A 14,973-nucleotide genomic window follows, 5' to 3' on the forward strand; every position below is an offset into this window, starting at 1 on the left:
TTTTAAAAAACTAAAATACAAAACAGGGCTCTATGTTTCCATAAAGCCCTGTTTACCCTAAAAATATTTAATTCCTTTTTATAATTCCAAAATCGGCTTTTCCAGATCATGGTAGAGCAGTATTTTCCACTTTGCCATACGGGCCTGTTGCTCCCATTTTTGACGTAATTCCATTGCTTTTCTTCCTTCATAATCGGTTTTATAGGCGATATGGTATTTCAGATAGGATTCCTGCGGCAGATTGTCACCGCCATAAAATGCAATTTCATCCTGATCCCGGAACCAAAATACCTGATGAAACGGCGAATGCCCACCGGTAACTTCAAAAGTAATGTGTGCTCCGATAGTACCTTTATCAGTCTCCATATACACCACATTTGGCAGTTCCTGTAAAGCTTTTAGTGTTCTCAAATTAAACGACGGATTGTCCGGTTGCGATAGCGCATAGTCCATTTCTCTTCGCTGCAAAAACAAAGTTGCTTTCGGGAAATAGGTTTCAAAATGATCATTAGTAAAAAAGCCCAATCCGTCGGTGTGATCTTTATGCAAATGACTTAACAAAACCTTTGTAATTTGCTCCGGTTCATACCCGGCTTCTTGCAACAACGAAATCAGAATTGGTTTTCCGTTGCGTTCAAAGCCGAGTCCGGCGTCAACCAAAACCAGATCGTCCGGAAGTTGGATCAGAAAAGGACTTATTGCCATTTTTAACGCGCCCGGTTCGCCAACCGGAGCACTATCGGCCAAGGTAAATTCTTTTGTTTTACTGGCCCAGAATATACCTTCGCTAAGGGGTATGATTTTCATGATTAAGATCGTTCGTTACTATACACTTCTTCTTTTATAATGCTATTGGCTTTCATTCGTTTCCAATACAGGTAGAATACCAATATGGCTACGATTCCAATGGCGCCCTGGAAAACCACGGTTAAACGCACACCGATCGATTCTGCTACAACACCAGCCAAAAGGCTCCCTACCGGAATTAGTCCCTGATATCCCATGATAAAATAACTAATGGAACGCGAACGCATACTCGGATGTGCATGGGTTTGGATATAGGTATTGATAGCCGATGTTTGTGCCATCATTCCGATACCGGCTACAACCAATAGGATAACCGAAACGGCGATGAGGTTGGAACCCGCCAGTAACATCACGCTACTTCCAAGCATAAAACCGGCTATTATAATGATTTTAATAATATGATCGTATTTTTTCAGATTCGCCAGATAAACGGCACTGATCACCGCACCAAGACCAATCGCACTTTCGAACAAACTAAAAGTACTGGCCGTTCCGCTAAAAATATCTTTGGCAAAAATAGGCATCAGGGTATTAAACGGAATCACAATCAAGCTGTTCATTGAAAGCAATAAAATCAAACTGATCAGCTCTTTTTCGTGTACCAGATAATGAAACCCTTCTTTTAACTCGTACCACACATTATTAATCGGTTCGGTATTTTCTGAAATTCGGATGTCCATTCGGTACAAACAATACAATACCGGAATATAACTTAAAAAGTTCCCGATAAAACAGAAATCCTCGCCCAGAGTTCCCAACACCAATCCTGCCAAAGCCGGACCGATGATCCGAGCCAGATTGGTCATGGTCGAATTTAACGCAATGGCATTGGGTAGATCCTCTTTATTACCCACCATATCCATCATGAGCGTTTGCCGACAGATTACATCAAACGAATTGATGATCCCCTGAAGCAAACTCAAACCGATCAGCGCCGGAATACTATAATATTTAAAATAGATCATTATGGCCAACGTACCCGCTTGTATCATCGAGATAACCTGGCTTTTCATCATAATTTTAAAGCGATTGTGTTTTTCGATATAACTACCGGCAAAAGGCGATAGTACCAAAGAAGGAATCAGACTGGCAAAAGTGACCAACCCTAATAAAAAGGCCGATCCCGTAAGTCGGTAAACCAACCAGCTTACAGCCGTTTTTTGCATCCAGGTTCCCATTAAAGAAATAGATTGTCCATAAAAGAAAAGCTGGAAATTTCTATACTTAAGTGACCGGAACATATTCATTTTTACATCATTTTACACTACAAAGTTCCCTATAATTTATAAATTTGTAAAACGTTATTTTTCTATATCATCAATCGATAAAACCGATTTAAAAAATGGAGCTACGTCAACTCAAATATTTTATAAAGGCCAAGGAATTACTCAATTTTACCGCTGCCGCCGAAGCGCTTAATATTAGTCAGAGTACGTTGTCGCAACAGATTAAACAACTGGAAATTGAACTCGACACGCCTTTGTTTAACCGGATCGGTAAACGGATTACACTCACCGAAGCCGGAGATCTTTTTTACAGTTATGCGCAACAAACCGTTAACAAAGCCAATAGCGGACTAACCTTATTAAAAGACCTCAGCGAACTCAAAACCGGTGCTCTTTCTATTGGAGTGACCTACGGATTACGCCATCTGCTCACGCCGGCATTAATTGCTTTTCTAAACGATTATCCCGGTGTTACCGTAAAAGTGTACTTTGGTACGTCGGAAGAATTACACGACAAACTGATCGGTTTGCATTTGGATCTGGTTCTGGCTTTTGAAGAAATCATAGCCGACGAAAATCTGACATATACACTGTTATTCGAATCCCCATTGTGTTTGGTTGCCGCATTAAATAGTCCGCTGGCGGATAAAAAAGAAATCGATTTGACTGAAATAAGTCAGTTGCCTATTGTATTACCGGCAGCCGGTTACAGTACACGTAAGTTTGTGGGCGATATCTTTGCCAAACACAACATACATCCAAAAATATCGGCTGAAATCAATGATATTCCGACTTTACTCGATCTGGTAAAATCCGGAAAATGGTATACGATTCTGGCCAAAACCACCGTTGCGATCGACAAAGAACTGGCTATTATTCCGATCAATACAATCAACATGACCCGACGTGCGATGATCATCACACATCAGGATGCTTATCAGAAAAAAGCCGCCCGGTATTTTCTGGAACGGCTCACGGCACCGCTTTCCAATTTCGGTGTATAACGAAAAAAACCTGTCGGGCGAGACAATTCCTGACAGGTCTTTCTATTTCGGGCAAATTATTGCTAACGACCAAATTCTTTTCTCTTTTCTCTTTTCTCTTTTCTCTTTTCTCTTTTCTCTTTTCTCTTTTCTACTCGTCTCCGCTATTCATCGTTTTCATCAGCAATGTATAGGCATTTTGAATGACCAGTTTGGAACCCGAATTGATTTTATCCGATACAATTTGTTGCAATCCATCCTGTGCAATTCCTGCCACCACCGGTATCATTGCAAAACGATTTTCCGCTTGTGCTTCAAAAACATATTTTTTTCCTTTCCAGTCTACAACACTACTTTCCGGAACTGTAAGTGCCTTTTTATATTGCACCTCAATCGTACCGTTTACAAAGAGTCCCGGAAGTAAGGCCGGTTGGTACGATTCCAATTTACAAATTACCTCAGCGGCACGATCCTCATTTAGAGAATGGTTAATATAAGCAATCGTTGCACGGTGTTTCCGATCTGATTGATCATTCGTGTAAACATCCAGTTTTTGTCCGGTTTTCAGATAGGCGATATCTTTTTCAAAAGCATTAAAAGACAGTACGACATCCTGCATATCGACCAACTCAAACAACATTTCTGTCGGTCCGACATATTTTCCGATATTGATATTTACTTTCGACACCAGTCCGTTTACCGGCGATACAATGGCAATCGACTTACTAATCGTAGCGGTAGACAATCGTCCGATATTGATTCCCAGTAACGAAAGTTTTTGCCCCAATGAAGTCATGGTAATTCGTTGGGTTTCGCGTTCGCTTGTGATTTGTTCCAATAGTTTGTCGCTACTGGCTTTTTTTGCATTCAATTCTTTCTGACGGTTGTATTCCATTACGGCCAGATTGTATTTTTCTTTAGCCGTAAGATAATCCTGTTGTAACTGGATATATTGCATGTCTTCGATTTGCGCCAGTAGTTGTCCTTTTTTAACATGCATACCCGGCATTACGTTTGTTTTCCGGATATAGCCCCCTAGCGGAAACGTTACATCCACGCGGCTTTGCGGCGGTACGGTTACGGTTCCCTGTAAGGTGAGAACGCCGCTGAGTTCTTTTTCCGAAGGTTGTCCTACCGTTATTCCGGCATTCTGAACCTGTGCGGTACTCAGTTTTACTATACCCGGCGTAGTTGATGTCGAATCTTTTGACGTCTCGGTTTCCTTTTTACTACAGGAAAGCAACATCATAAATACTAGTGCGACTATGGAGATACTATACTTTTTCATGATTTAGAAGTTGTTTAAAGATTGTACCCGAATCACAGCCTTATTGTAATTATTGACCGTATCGAGGTATTCGTTTTTGATGGTGATGGCCTGATTGACTACCATTACCCATTGCAGGTAATCGATATCCCCATTATTTAACTGGCTGTTTGCCGCATCGATGATTGTTTTGGCATTTTCCAGTCCCTGTGATTCATAATACTGTAAACTTTCCCGGAATTTTTCCAGTTCTTTTGCAGCGTTTAGTTGTTGTGCCGAAAGCTCCGTTTTGATGGCTTCCGCCTGTGTTTTATAATAGTCCCACTCGGCTTTAGCAGCTTTACTACGCGCCGACTGACTTCCAAAAAACAACGGCAGACTTATCCCGGCATTTATATAACTAAATCGTTGGTTGCTATCGTAATAAACTTCCTGTCCCGACGCATTGGTCTGAAAACCGGTAATACTAAGATTGTTATAGCCCACCGTAATATCCGGTAGCATTCTGGCACGTTCGGTTTTCCAACGCCAACGGGCACTTTCGGCTTCGTGCTGTGATAATTTTACCGCCGGAAGATTTTCGGCAGCTGGTTTTTCAAGCGTACCTTTTTCATCCATTTTAATGGGCGAATTTTCCGGAACATAGCTAATGCTATCTTGTAAAACCGTATTAAACGATCGTTGTGCTATCGCAATATCCTGAGTGATCATATTGAATTGATTCGTGTAAAACTGTCGTGCCGACTGCGAGGCACTTTTCTCCAATATATTCGTTTCGCCGACTTTAAACCGCAGCTTCGACTTCTCTTCCATCAAACGGTAAATACTGTCGGCATAATGCAATAACGCTTTTTTATGCTGTAACCAGATCAGCTCATAATACCATTGGCGTACCTGTGCTTTTAGCTCCTGTTCCGTAAGTTGTGTTTGTGCCTGAGCTACCCGAAACCCTTCCGTGAGTGCTTTCTTTTGTCGGGAATAGACCGTTGGAAAATTAAACGTCTGGCTTATCCCAAAACGGTTATCTTTAAACTGACTGTTAAACTGTCCATAATCGGCATCTACATTGGTTTTCGGGATATCATAAGCCGACTGACGCAACCATTCTTTCGATTGTTCGTTATGTCGCGCCGCTCGGATTCGTTTGTTGTTTTTGATCGCAATGGCAATCGATCCGTCCAGTGAAACCGGAACCGTTTCCTGCGCCCATAATCCTCCGGAAATTAAAAATCCGAACAGGAGTAGCAGCAGGTTGCTGTTTTTATTCTTTTTCATTTTCTTTTGAAATAATTTCGTGTCATATGTCATTAAATAAATGGCTGGCAATACAAATAAGGTTAGCAACGTAGCGGTTAACAATCCACCGATAACCACGGTAGCCAGCGGACGTTGCACTTCGGCACCGGCACCATTACTCAGTGCCATTGGCAGGAATCCTAAAGAAGCTACAGCCGCCGTCATCAATACCGGGCGCAATCTGTTTTTGGTACCGGTAATGATCAGTTGTAACGGATCGGTGATTTCACCTAGTTTTCGGATTCGGTTGAATTCCGATATCAGTACAATTCCATTCAGAACCGCAACACCGAAAAGCGCGATAAATCCAACTCCGGCCGAAATACTAAACGGCATATCCCGTAAGGTCAGTGCGAACACACCTCCAATAGCCGATAACGGTATCGCTGTAAAAATGATGATTCCTTCCTTAAACGATCTAAAAGCAAAATACAATAGTCCGAAGATTAACAGTAATGCCACCGGAACCGCCACACCCAATCGGCTTTTTGCCTGTTGCAGGTTTTCGAAAGCACCGCCATAGGTCACATAATACCCGGGATCAAATTTAATTTGAGCGCTTACCTTCTGTTGCAGTTCGTTTACAATACTCTGTACATCGCGACCACGTACATTAAAGCCTACAATAATCCGGCGTTTGGTATCTTCCCGCTGAATCTGATTTGGTCCTTCCACTTCCTGAACCGACGCTACCTGATATAACGGAATCTGCGCTCCGGAAGCCGTAGCTACCAGAAGATTCCGAACGTCGTTAATATCTTTTCGTCCGGCGGCATCGACACGTACGACCAGATCAAAACGCTTTTCCCCTTCATAAATATTTCCGGCCACGGCTCCGGCAAATGCGGCATTCACCGTACGGTTAATATCCTGAACATATAGGCCATATTTGGCCATTTCGGCCCAGTTATAATCGATTACAATTTGCGGCATACCGGTTACTTTTTCCACATATAAATCGGCTGTACCTTTTACACTACGGCTAATTGCTCCCAATTGTTCAGCATATTGCGCCAGTTTATCCAAATCTTCTCCATAGATTTTACAAACCACATCCTGTTTCGCACCAGTCATCAATTCATTAAAACGCATTTGCACCGGAAACTGGAAACCTGTTGTGACCCCTGGTGCGACTTCCTGAACCGTAGCCGCCATTTTTTCGGCCAATTCAGAAAATGAGGAAGCACTCGTCCACTCCGATTTATCTTTAAGTACAATGATCATGTCTCCCCCTTCAATCGGCATCGGATCGGTTGGTATTTCAGCACTACCAATTCGCGATACGACCCGGTTTACTTCGGGATACTGTTCCTTTAATGCCACGGATATTTTCTGTATGGTTTCGGTAGTTGTGGTTAAATTGGTACCGAGTAGCAATCGGGTTTCGACTGCAAAATCACCTTCTTCCAGTTGTGGGATAAATTCCCCTCCCATTCGGGTAAATAACAATACTGCCAGCGAAAACAACACGATGGCAACCGCCACAATTCCTTTTCGGAACCTTAAGCCTCTGGAAAGCAGTTTTTCATAACCGGTTTCCAAACGAGCCATTACCCTGTCGGAAAGATTGGGTTTGTGGTTTACTTTTTTACTGATAAACAGTGCGCTAACCATGGGTACATACGTTAGTGACAAGATAAAAGCACCGAGGATTGCAAAAGCCACCGTTTGCGCCATCGGCTTAAACATTTTCCCTTCAATTCCCTGTAGCGACAGGATTGGCAGGTAAACGATCAGGATAATAATCTGACCAAAAACAGCGGCATTCATCATGCGGGAAGCCGATCCGGTTACTTCCCGATCCATTTCCTGTTGTGAAATATCGGTTTGTAGTTGGTATTTTTTTTCCGAATGCAAATGATGCAATATGGCTTCTACGATGATCACCGCTCCGTCGACAATCAGTCCGAAATCCAATGCACCGAGACTCATCAGATTGCCGCTTACTCCGAAAGCATTCATCATACTGATTGCAAAAAGCATGGACAATGGTATTACCGAAGCGACAATAAACCCGGCTCTCAGGTTTCCTAAAAAGAGAACCAGTACCAAAACGACAATCAGCGCGCCTTCGATAAGGTTCTTTTCTACGGTTCCAATAGCGTTATCCACCATTTTGGTACGATCCAGGAACGGTTCTATCGTAAGACCTTCCGGGAGGATTTTTTCGATTTCGGTAACTTTATTTTTAACATTTTCGATTACATTACTGGCATTTTCTCCTTTTAGCATCATCACGATTCCGCCTACGGCTTCCCCGCGATCATCTGTGGTTAACGCTCCATAACGGATGGCGGATGCTAATTTTACTTCCGCAATGTTTTTAACCAGTACCGGCGTTCCGGCCTGAGTAGATTTGATCACAATGTTTTCGATATCCTTTATATCCCGTGCCAGTCCCACACTACGGATATAGGAAACGGTAGGTCCTTTTTCGATATAGGCCCCACCGGTATCCTGATTGCTCCGGTTTAATGCGGTAAAAACATCGCTAATGGTTAGATTGTGTGCTTTGAGTCGGGCGGGATTAACGGCTACTTCATATTGTTTTAGCTTTCCGCCAAAGGTTGCGACGTCGGCAATACCGGGTGTTCCAAGTAACTGTCTTCTTACAGTCCAGTCCTGTATGGTCCGTAAATCGGCCAGCGAATACTTACTTTCAAAACCTTTTTGGGGTTTGAGGACATATTGGTAAATTTCTCCCAGTCCGGTGGTTACCGGTGCCATTTCCGGTCGGTTGGCATTTTCGTCGATAGCCACTTGTTGCAGGCGTTCGGTTACTTGTTGACGCGCCCAGTAAACATCGGCTTTTTCATCGAAAACGACTGTAACCACCGACAAACCAAAGCGGGAAATACTCCGGCTTTCTTTTAGGTTTGGGATGTTACTAATGGCCTGTTCAATCGGAAAGGTAATTAAGCGTTCCACATCTTCGGCTCCCAAGGCTGGTGCCGTTGTAATAATTTGTACCTGATTGTTCGTGATGTCCGGTACGGCATCAATAGGCAAGCGAGTCACTTCATAGATACCATAGACTACCCATAGTAACATGAATATCCCAATTGCCAGTTTATTTTTAACTGAAAATTGAATGATTTTTGTTAGCATAACTTCATTTGAATTTATAGTAAATGCGCCAACAGACACGATTGTGTCTTTGGTATTTTTTTAAAATCCGATAAAGAAGTTATACGATTGGAGGACGAAACAAAGCACCCAAATGCGGATTAGGGTGTAAGTGGCTATTATAGGTAATTTTTAACCAGGAAGTGTCCGGTATACGATTGATAGTCGTAGTATAGGTAATACGATTCGGAATAAATACCAAATTCGGCACATGGTGATCCACTTTTTTAAAAGGCAACTGCATATCGCGATCGTCGTCCGAATCGTTAATATCGTCACCCCAATAATGCATGGCCAGAAAATCGACAAAGCCGAGGTTCCCATCATCGTTTTGGTGTTCTTCAAAGTGTTGAAACAAAACCGGCAGTTTGAACAATTGTACAAAAAAGCAATTGTTCAGGCTAATCAGAAATACGAGTATGTATACGGCCAGTTTTTTCACATGACAAAATTAGAGAGTCCTGTTTCGGAAAACAAGCCAATTCATAAATTTAACCTATAGTTTAAAAAGAGTTTAAATTGTGTTATAGCGGAAGCGATAATAATGGAACCTTACTTCCGGATGCCATCGCTCGGGTTTTACTTTTGTGTAACATCGAATCCCAAAAACCATATTTATACGGAACCATAATTAACAAATCGGTTTCAGACGCTACAATTTCATCCCGAATGGCTTTAATTATTTCAGACGACTGTACGTTTTTATAGGTGTGATTCACTCCGGATAATGTTGCTTCCATCGGATGCATTTCGTCTTGTTGATGCGTTATTTCTTCCGACTTTTCCCGAATATGAAATACTTCAACAGTAGCATGATAATCGGCCGCTACTTCCCGTACTCTATCGAGTACCGTTTTGTGTACACCTCTCACGACATCGCAGGCAAAGAGAATATGTTTGATACCGTTATATTCGGCTCCTAAGGGAATACTCAGTACAGGGAATTTTAGCATACTGATCGCCGCGGTGGTCGTATTGCCTAACAAATCCTGTTCCACCGATCTTTCGGCCATTCCCATTACAACCAATTCGGCATCAAATTGTTGTATACTTTTCACCAATTCTTCGTAAAAATTACCGGCTACTACATGTGTAACCACTTCAACACGATACATTTCGTTCAAAGCAATTGCTTTTTCGTTCACCTTACTTTTTTGTGCCTGAAACATCTTATCGATTTCCATAGCTGACAAGCGGGCATTTTGTGCATGAATAGAAGTGTTATACAGATTATAAAGTACAAGTCGATAGGCTTTTCCGGTAACCGCTTTTGCAATATATTTTGCAGCATTAATGGCTTCGGCTGAAAAATCAGTTGCGATGATAATTGTCTTCATAGTTATAGGCAGATTTTGAGTTATTCAGCCTGAATTTGGGCAATCCCGACTGTTTTTAGAATTTCTTAAATTTAAGGATTCTAAGCCGAATGAATCCCTTTTGAAGTTATAAAATCCTGTTAAATTCTTTTCATTTCCAAACCCGCAAAAAAGTAATATTACTTTTTCTTTTATCAATAAAAAAGCCGGCTAACCACACCGGCAAAAAAAATGATTTTATCCATTTTTTTGGATTAAATATGAAAAAAAATAAATTCCATGGTATGGAAAACTTAACTAACTCAAAACTTTTTTCATACAGATTAACTATTTAACTATTATAATTTTATATTGTTTATCTTAATTATATTTTAGATTCCCTAAGAAATAAAACCGACTTCTTTATGTACAACTACCCAGTATAAAAATCAAAACTGTATATATACCGGTTTATAAATTTTGAATTATTTATCTGAAGTCTTGAAATGCATTCGCTGTTTCTATAATTTCAAATCTTAAATTCATTAAACAAAGTAAAAACACTTCTATTTTTTCTCAAAAAGAATGACTCTTTTCTACAGGAAAATAGATGTTTTGTACTAAAACAAGCTTTTGTTATTTTAATGCTATAAACAGCTCTTTTATCACTATTACAGTATAGCTACAGCAATAAAGTTCAAAACAACACTTATCCTTATTTAATCGGTTAAAAGATCATTTTAGCAACTTTTCAAACATTTTTTTCAAAAAAACTACTTTTTTAAAACATTTTTAACTATTTTTGTTTAAGTAAAAATCGTTATGACTTGTTTTGTCATTTCTGAATATACTATCCTCCCACAATAAACAGTGTCTTCCCAATTATTTTTATGGGCTAAAAATTAGTCTCATAAAACTTTTTGAACAATTACCCTCTAGTTAAGGAAGACCACCCATTTTCTCCTCTCTTTATATATTCTCCCAAACCGATTGAAAAATTAGTATTAACTAAAAAAATTAAATGTATGCATTACATATAAAATCCATCCGTCCGCTCCTATCTACCTCATTTTATCTATTAAGTAATAATGCTGTCATAATCTGAATGATACTATAATTTTTTATCGTTCCTATTTTTACAGTATTGTCATCTATGATATTACCCGAAAAAACTGAATACTATTTGGTCTCTTAGACATGCTTATTTCTGATAAAACACAGAAAAGAAAATCTAAGATGATATCAATTAGAGTAAAATCATGTTTAATTTAAAATATCCTTTATGATGGAAGACCGTGTATTTAATTCAAAAGAAACCGCCTGTTGTTTAACCAATGACCTGGTAAATGATATCCGCATAGTACATTTTCAAACCAAACGTTCTATTTCTAAAATAAAAAGTTTACTAAAAATGCTTCAAAAAGCAAGATAGTTAAAGACGGTTGTAAATAAGGGCTTTACAGCCGTTTTCTTATTTGTAGGCAATGAATTAGAAAGCAGTAAAAAGCAAAGAAAAACGAAAGTTAGGTTACTAAATCGTTACCTATTTTATATTTGACAAAACTACTATAAACAGTTGTTTTTCAGTATTCTGCACTATTATTCATCTTGTTTTCCAGCTCACGAAAATTTAATTTTAACATTAAGCGTAGCGAGTTATGGAAACGACAAAAAGATCAACGTTTAAGGTATTGTTTTATCTTAAAAAAAATGCACTAAAGAAGAACGGAAATGTGCCGATTATGTGCCGCATCACAGTAAATGGAAAGCAATCGGCATTCAGTGCCAAACTTGACGTTTCTGCATCCAATTGGGATTTGAAATATGGTAGGGTTTTAGGAAAAAGTAAAGAAGCACAAACCCTTAATACAAAACTGGACAAGATACGTTTGGGCCTAGAACAGTGCTATACCAAACTATTAAAGAATGAGGGTACAGTGCACAGCACAAAACTCAAAGACACCTATCTTGGGCTAAGTAGCGGCGAACTGACATTTTTTAAGTTTTTTGATCAGTATATTACTGATTTTCAAAAAAAGGTAGATAACGGGATCAGGCAGTATGGTACATTGAGTAAATATAAAATACTATTTGGGCACCTTCGCTCTTTTGCAATCAAAAAATATGGATATTCCGACCTGTCTTTTAACGATCTTACCTGCAATTTGGTACAGGAATTTGATTACTACTTACGCGATGATAAAGGCATACAACATAACAGTATTTGGGTATATATGATCGGTTTTACCACTGTATGCCGTTTAGCTATAAGTAGAAAGTATCTTAGCTTTAACCCTTTTTCCGAGTACAAAAACACCAAAGAGGATAAAGACCGAGGCTATTTACTGCGCAGTGAACTAGAAAAAATTATAAGCTATGAATGTAAAAGGCGGATTGATAAATTGATTAAAGATTTGTTTGTGTTTAGTTGTTTTACTGGGCTTTCCTATTCAGATATAAAGCGTTTAGAACACAGCCATATTCAACAATTTTTTGATGGCAACCAGTGGATTATTATCCGACGAAAGAAAACAACCACGTCTTCAAACGTCATGTTACTGGATATGCCAAAAATGATCATTGAAAAATATACCGGATTAGCGAGAAACGGAAAACTATTTCCTGTACCATGTAATAGGGTATGTAATAATTTTCTATTTCGATTATCTCAGGCAATACCCTGTCTTAACGAAAAAAAGGTTACTTTCCATTTGGCTCGCCACACTTTTGGAACTCTATTTTTAAGCGAAGGCGTTCCGCTTGAAAGTCTAAGCAAGATGATGGGACACAAAAACATCGCTACAACACAGATTTATGCTAAGATACTCAATGAAAAAGTTGGAAAAGATATGCAGAAGGTCGCGAATAAATTTAAAACGATGGAAAGTTCTTTTGTGACGAGCCTGTAAACAGGTTGTTACGATCACATTAAATATATCAGCCCATTGTTTTTGCAATGGGCTGTTTTTTTTACTCACCTGAAAGAACCAAACACTTTTACCAAGCTACCGTTTATAATTTTCTTCGAGTACTTTAATAATATCGGATTCCCTAAAAAGAATTTTCCTTTCAAACTTGATATAAGGTATAAGGCCATCATCCCTGTACTGTTGCAACGTCCGTTTGCTGATATGTAACATAGCGCAAACCTGTTCCCCACTAAGATAAATTTCCCCCCTTAATAGCGGCTGAAAATGTTCCCTGATATGAAGTAGTTCGTTTTTAATGCCTACCACTACTTCCAGTAAAGCAAGCATATCCTGATTTGAATCTCCGATTGACTTCATATCCATTACTTTTTTAAAGGTAACTGGGTTTGCATTAACCTTTCCACGTCAACCGATTTAAAGAAATTCTTTCGGTTGATTTGTGTTGCACGGAGTATTCCTTTTGCCCTATAGGTTTGAAGGGTTCTTTTGCTGACACCCAGCAACTGACAAACTTCCTGCTGATCCAACCACTTACTTGTCTGCTGTAATGCCCTGTGCGGTGCCGTAATCTCTCTCACCAATCCGGAAACTTCTCTTATTTCCCTACATAATGCATCCACAATCTTAATGTCCAAAACTGTTAATTCCATATCTCCCTCATTTTAATCCTACATCATAAGTAATGGTATACCAAAAATAGCATGAACCACCACCAACTCTTTAACATTTATTCTTCACTTCATTTTAAAAGATTCTACAGCACAATAAAATTAAATATTTAAAGCGTACGCATCCTAAGCAAAATATGAGCAGGATGCGAACCTGTTATCACCAGGTTCTGCCCTATAAACTATCATTGATTTCTTTCAAAGGCAATATCCAAAATAAATAGCTGTTCTGAAACTTTAACAGTCCTGTGTCCTTGATAAGTATCATTTGTCCGACTAAGGGAATCACTTTCATATCATTTTCAAAAGAAAAACGAAAAAAAGAAAGCCTTTTCAAAAGCAGATGTAAGGGCAACGGAGCGCTATAAGTCCCAAAGGGTGGTGCAGTTTTTGGCTGCACCATTATGCGCGCGTAGTTGCACGCGTCTGCTAATTTTGCTTTGCTTTTATTGTTTTTGATTTCAATCCTATATACTCATCCCCGAATAGTTTTCCGGCTATTATTTTATTTGTTGTGGTTTACTATATAATGCACCATAACTCACCGTATTTATAAACAACATACTGTAAACTAATTAATTAGTTTTATCTATTCAATAGTAATTAATCAATTACAAAACATCGTAGAATATTTAAACCATAAGATTATGATATATAGAGAAACGGTAAGTGAGGAGTTATGGGTACAGCTACAAAAGCTAATGAAAGATGAATTGCTAAAAGAATTTGTTTTAGTTGGAGGAACAGCACTATCCTTAAAAATAGGACATCGAGAATCAATTGATATAGACTTATTTACAAATAAGGATTTTAATGTAGAAAATTTAGCAATCCATTTACAGAACAACTATAATGCTATTTTGAAAAGATGCACTAAAAACTCAATAAATGCTTATGTTGAAAAAGTTAAAGTTGATATTATTACTCATAAATATCCGCTATTAAAACCCATTGAGGATATAATGGGAATTAGGATGGTTTCAAACGAAGATATTGGAGCAATGAAACTTCATGCAATTGTTCAAAGCGGTAGTAGAATAAAAGATTTTATAGATATGTACTTTTTACTGGATCATCATCCCTTAAAAACGTATTTAGATGCCTATGAACAGAAATACGAGGGGAATGCAAAACTTGCAGGGAACGCTATGCTGTATCACCAAAATATAGCATCTTCACAGATGGTTAAGATATTAAATGGTAATGAAAGAAACTGGAACAGTATGAAGGAACGTTTTAGAGAAGCGGTATTTGAGCCCACTAAAAATTTTACAGAAACCAGACTAACCAATACGATAGAAATTCCTAAAAAAAAGAATACAAAAGGATTTCGTAGATAAGATAAATAAGATAATAGTAAAAGTTTGCTTAACTT

The 14,973-nt window shown here is 38.9% G+C and carries 11 protein-coding genes; 3 read left to right on the plus strand and 8 right to left on the minus strand.

All coding sequences use genetic code 11. The annotated features are described in order from the left end of the window. Positions 1 to 78 precede the first annotated feature (78 nt). The gene (locus tag AAFN64_RS11770) at positions 79 to 807 is read right to left on the minus strand and encodes an MBL fold metallo-hydrolase (protein ID WP_347760581.1); all 729 of its coding nucleotides are present in this window, start codon (positions 805 to 807) and stop codon (positions 79 to 81) included. Positions 808 to 809: 2 nt separating this feature from the next. Next, entirely contained in the window at positions 810 to 2,054 is a 1,245-nt protein-coding gene (locus tag AAFN64_RS11775; protein ID WP_300487035.1) for an MFS transporter, read from the minus strand. A 95-nt stretch (positions 2,055 to 2,149) separates the two neighbouring features. Here AAFN64_RS11775 and AAFN64_RS11780 point away from each other — a divergent pair, with 95 nt between their 5' ends. After that, positions 2,150 to 3,037, plus strand: coding sequence for a LysR substrate-binding domain-containing protein (locus AAFN64_RS11780; protein WP_347760582.1), 888 nt, complete (start codon positions 2,150 to 2,152; stop codon positions 3,035 to 3,037). A 130-nt stretch (positions 3,038 to 3,167) separates the two neighbouring features. Here the strand turns inward: AAFN64_RS11780 and AAFN64_RS11785 are convergent, their stop codons facing one another. The 4 genes from AAFN64_RS11785 to AAFN64_RS11800 all read right to left on the minus strand — a co-directional run bounded on the left by AAFN64_RS11785 (position 3,168) and on the right by AAFN64_RS11800 (position 10,042). Beyond that, a complete protein-coding gene (locus AAFN64_RS11785) occupies positions 3,168 to 4,304 on the minus strand; it encodes an efflux RND transporter periplasmic adaptor subunit (RefSeq protein WP_347760583.1) in 1,137 nt (378 codons plus the stop codon). Between the two features lie 3 nt (positions 4,305 to 4,307). Then, the gene (locus AAFN64_RS11790; protein WP_347760584.1) at positions 4,308 to 8,687 is read right to left on the minus strand and encodes a CusA/CzcA family heavy metal efflux RND transporter; all 4,380 of its coding nucleotides are present in this window, start codon (positions 8,685 to 8,687) and stop codon (positions 4,308 to 4,310) included. Between the two features lie 79 nt (positions 8,688 to 8,766). Beyond that, entirely contained in the window at positions 8,767 to 9,147 is a 381-nt protein-coding gene (locus AAFN64_RS11795) for a hypothetical protein (RefSeq protein WP_347760585.1), read from the minus strand. Positions 9,148 to 9,229: 82 nt separating this feature from the next. Continuing rightward, a complete protein-coding gene (locus AAFN64_RS11800) occupies positions 9,230 to 10,042 on the minus strand; it encodes a universal stress protein (RefSeq protein WP_347760586.1) in 813 nt (270 codons plus the stop codon). Between the two features lie 1,616 nt (positions 10,043 to 11,658). Here AAFN64_RS11800 and AAFN64_RS11805 point away from each other — a divergent pair. Further along, positions 11,659 to 12,909 (plus strand): site-specific integrase, encoded by a 1,251-nt coding sequence (locus tag AAFN64_RS11805; protein WP_347760587.1) that lies wholly within the window; start codon positions 11,659 to 11,661, stop codon positions 12,907 to 12,909. Positions 12,910 to 13,005: 96 nt separating this feature from the next. On the opposite strand, the gene AAFN64_RS11810 is transcribed toward AAFN64_RS11805, so the two are convergent. Both AAFN64_RS11810 and AAFN64_RS11815 read right to left on the minus strand, forming a co-directional pair. Further along, positions 13,006 to 13,287 carry a helix-turn-helix domain-containing protein gene (locus tag AAFN64_RS11810; protein WP_347760588.1) on the minus strand — a complete coding sequence of 94 codons (282 nt, stop codon included), beginning with the start codon at positions 13,285 to 13,287 and terminating at the stop codon, positions 13,006 to 13,008. A gap of 5 nt (positions 13,288 to 13,292) precedes the next feature. Next, positions 13,293 to 13,580: a helix-turn-helix domain-containing protein gene (locus AAFN64_RS11815; RefSeq protein WP_347760589.1), complete on the minus strand. Its 288-nt coding sequence runs from the start codon at positions 13,578 to 13,580 to the stop codon at positions 13,293 to 13,295. 665 nt (positions 13,581 to 14,245) lie between these two features. Here AAFN64_RS11815 and AAFN64_RS11820 point away from each other — a divergent pair. Further along, complete coding sequence (locus tag AAFN64_RS11820) at positions 14,246 to 14,938, plus strand: nucleotidyl transferase AbiEii/AbiGii toxin family protein (protein ID WP_347760590.1); 693 nt, start codon at positions 14,246 to 14,248, stop codon at positions 14,936 to 14,938. Positions 14,939 to 14,973 lie beyond the last annotated feature (35 nt).

It is taken from the genome of Flavobacterium sp. CAU 1735, assembly GCF_039888695.1.
In the GTDB taxonomy this organism is placed as follows: domain Bacteria; phylum Bacteroidota; class Bacteroidia; order Flavobacteriales; family Flavobacteriaceae; genus Flavobacterium.

Excerpts from the sequence above, each read along its gene's own strand:
- AAFN64_RS11780 (WP_347760582.1), top strand. The coding sequence starts at position 2,150 with ATGGAGCTACGTCAACTCAAATATTTTATAAAGGCCAAGGAATTACTC.
- AAFN64_RS11800 (WP_347760586.1), bottom strand. The coding sequence starts at position 10,042 with ATGAAGACAATTATCATCGCAACTGATTTTTCAGCCGAAGCCATTAAT.
- AAFN64_RS11820 (WP_347760590.1), top strand. The coding sequence starts at position 14,246 with ATGATATATAGAGAAACGGTAAGTGAGGAGTTATGGGTACAGCTACAA.
- AAFN64_RS11815 (WP_347760589.1), bottom strand. The coding sequence starts at position 13,580 with ATGGAATTAACAGTTTTGGACATTAAGATTGTGGATGCATTATGTAGG.
- AAFN64_RS11790 (WP_347760584.1), bottom strand. The coding sequence starts at position 8,687 with ATGCTAACAAAAATCATTCAATTTTCAGTTAAAAATAAACTGGCAATT.
- AAFN64_RS11810 (WP_347760588.1), bottom strand. The coding sequence starts at position 13,287 with ATGAAGTCAATCGGAGATTCAAATCAGGATATGCTTGCTTTACTGGAA.
- AAFN64_RS11770 (WP_347760581.1), bottom strand. The coding sequence starts at position 807 with ATGAAAATCATACCCCTTAGCGAAGGTATATTCTGGGCCAGTAAAACA.
- AAFN64_RS11775 (WP_300487035.1), bottom strand. The coding sequence starts at position 2,054 with ATGAATATGTTCCGGTCACTTAAGTATAGAAATTTCCAGCTTTTCTTT.
- AAFN64_RS11805 (WP_347760587.1), top strand. The coding sequence starts at position 11,659 with ATGGAAACGACAAAAAGATCAACGTTTAAGGTATTGTTTTATCTTAAA.
- AAFN64_RS11785 (WP_347760583.1), bottom strand. The coding sequence starts at position 4,304 with ATGAAAAAGTATAGTATCTCCATAGTCGCACTAGTATTTATGATGTTG.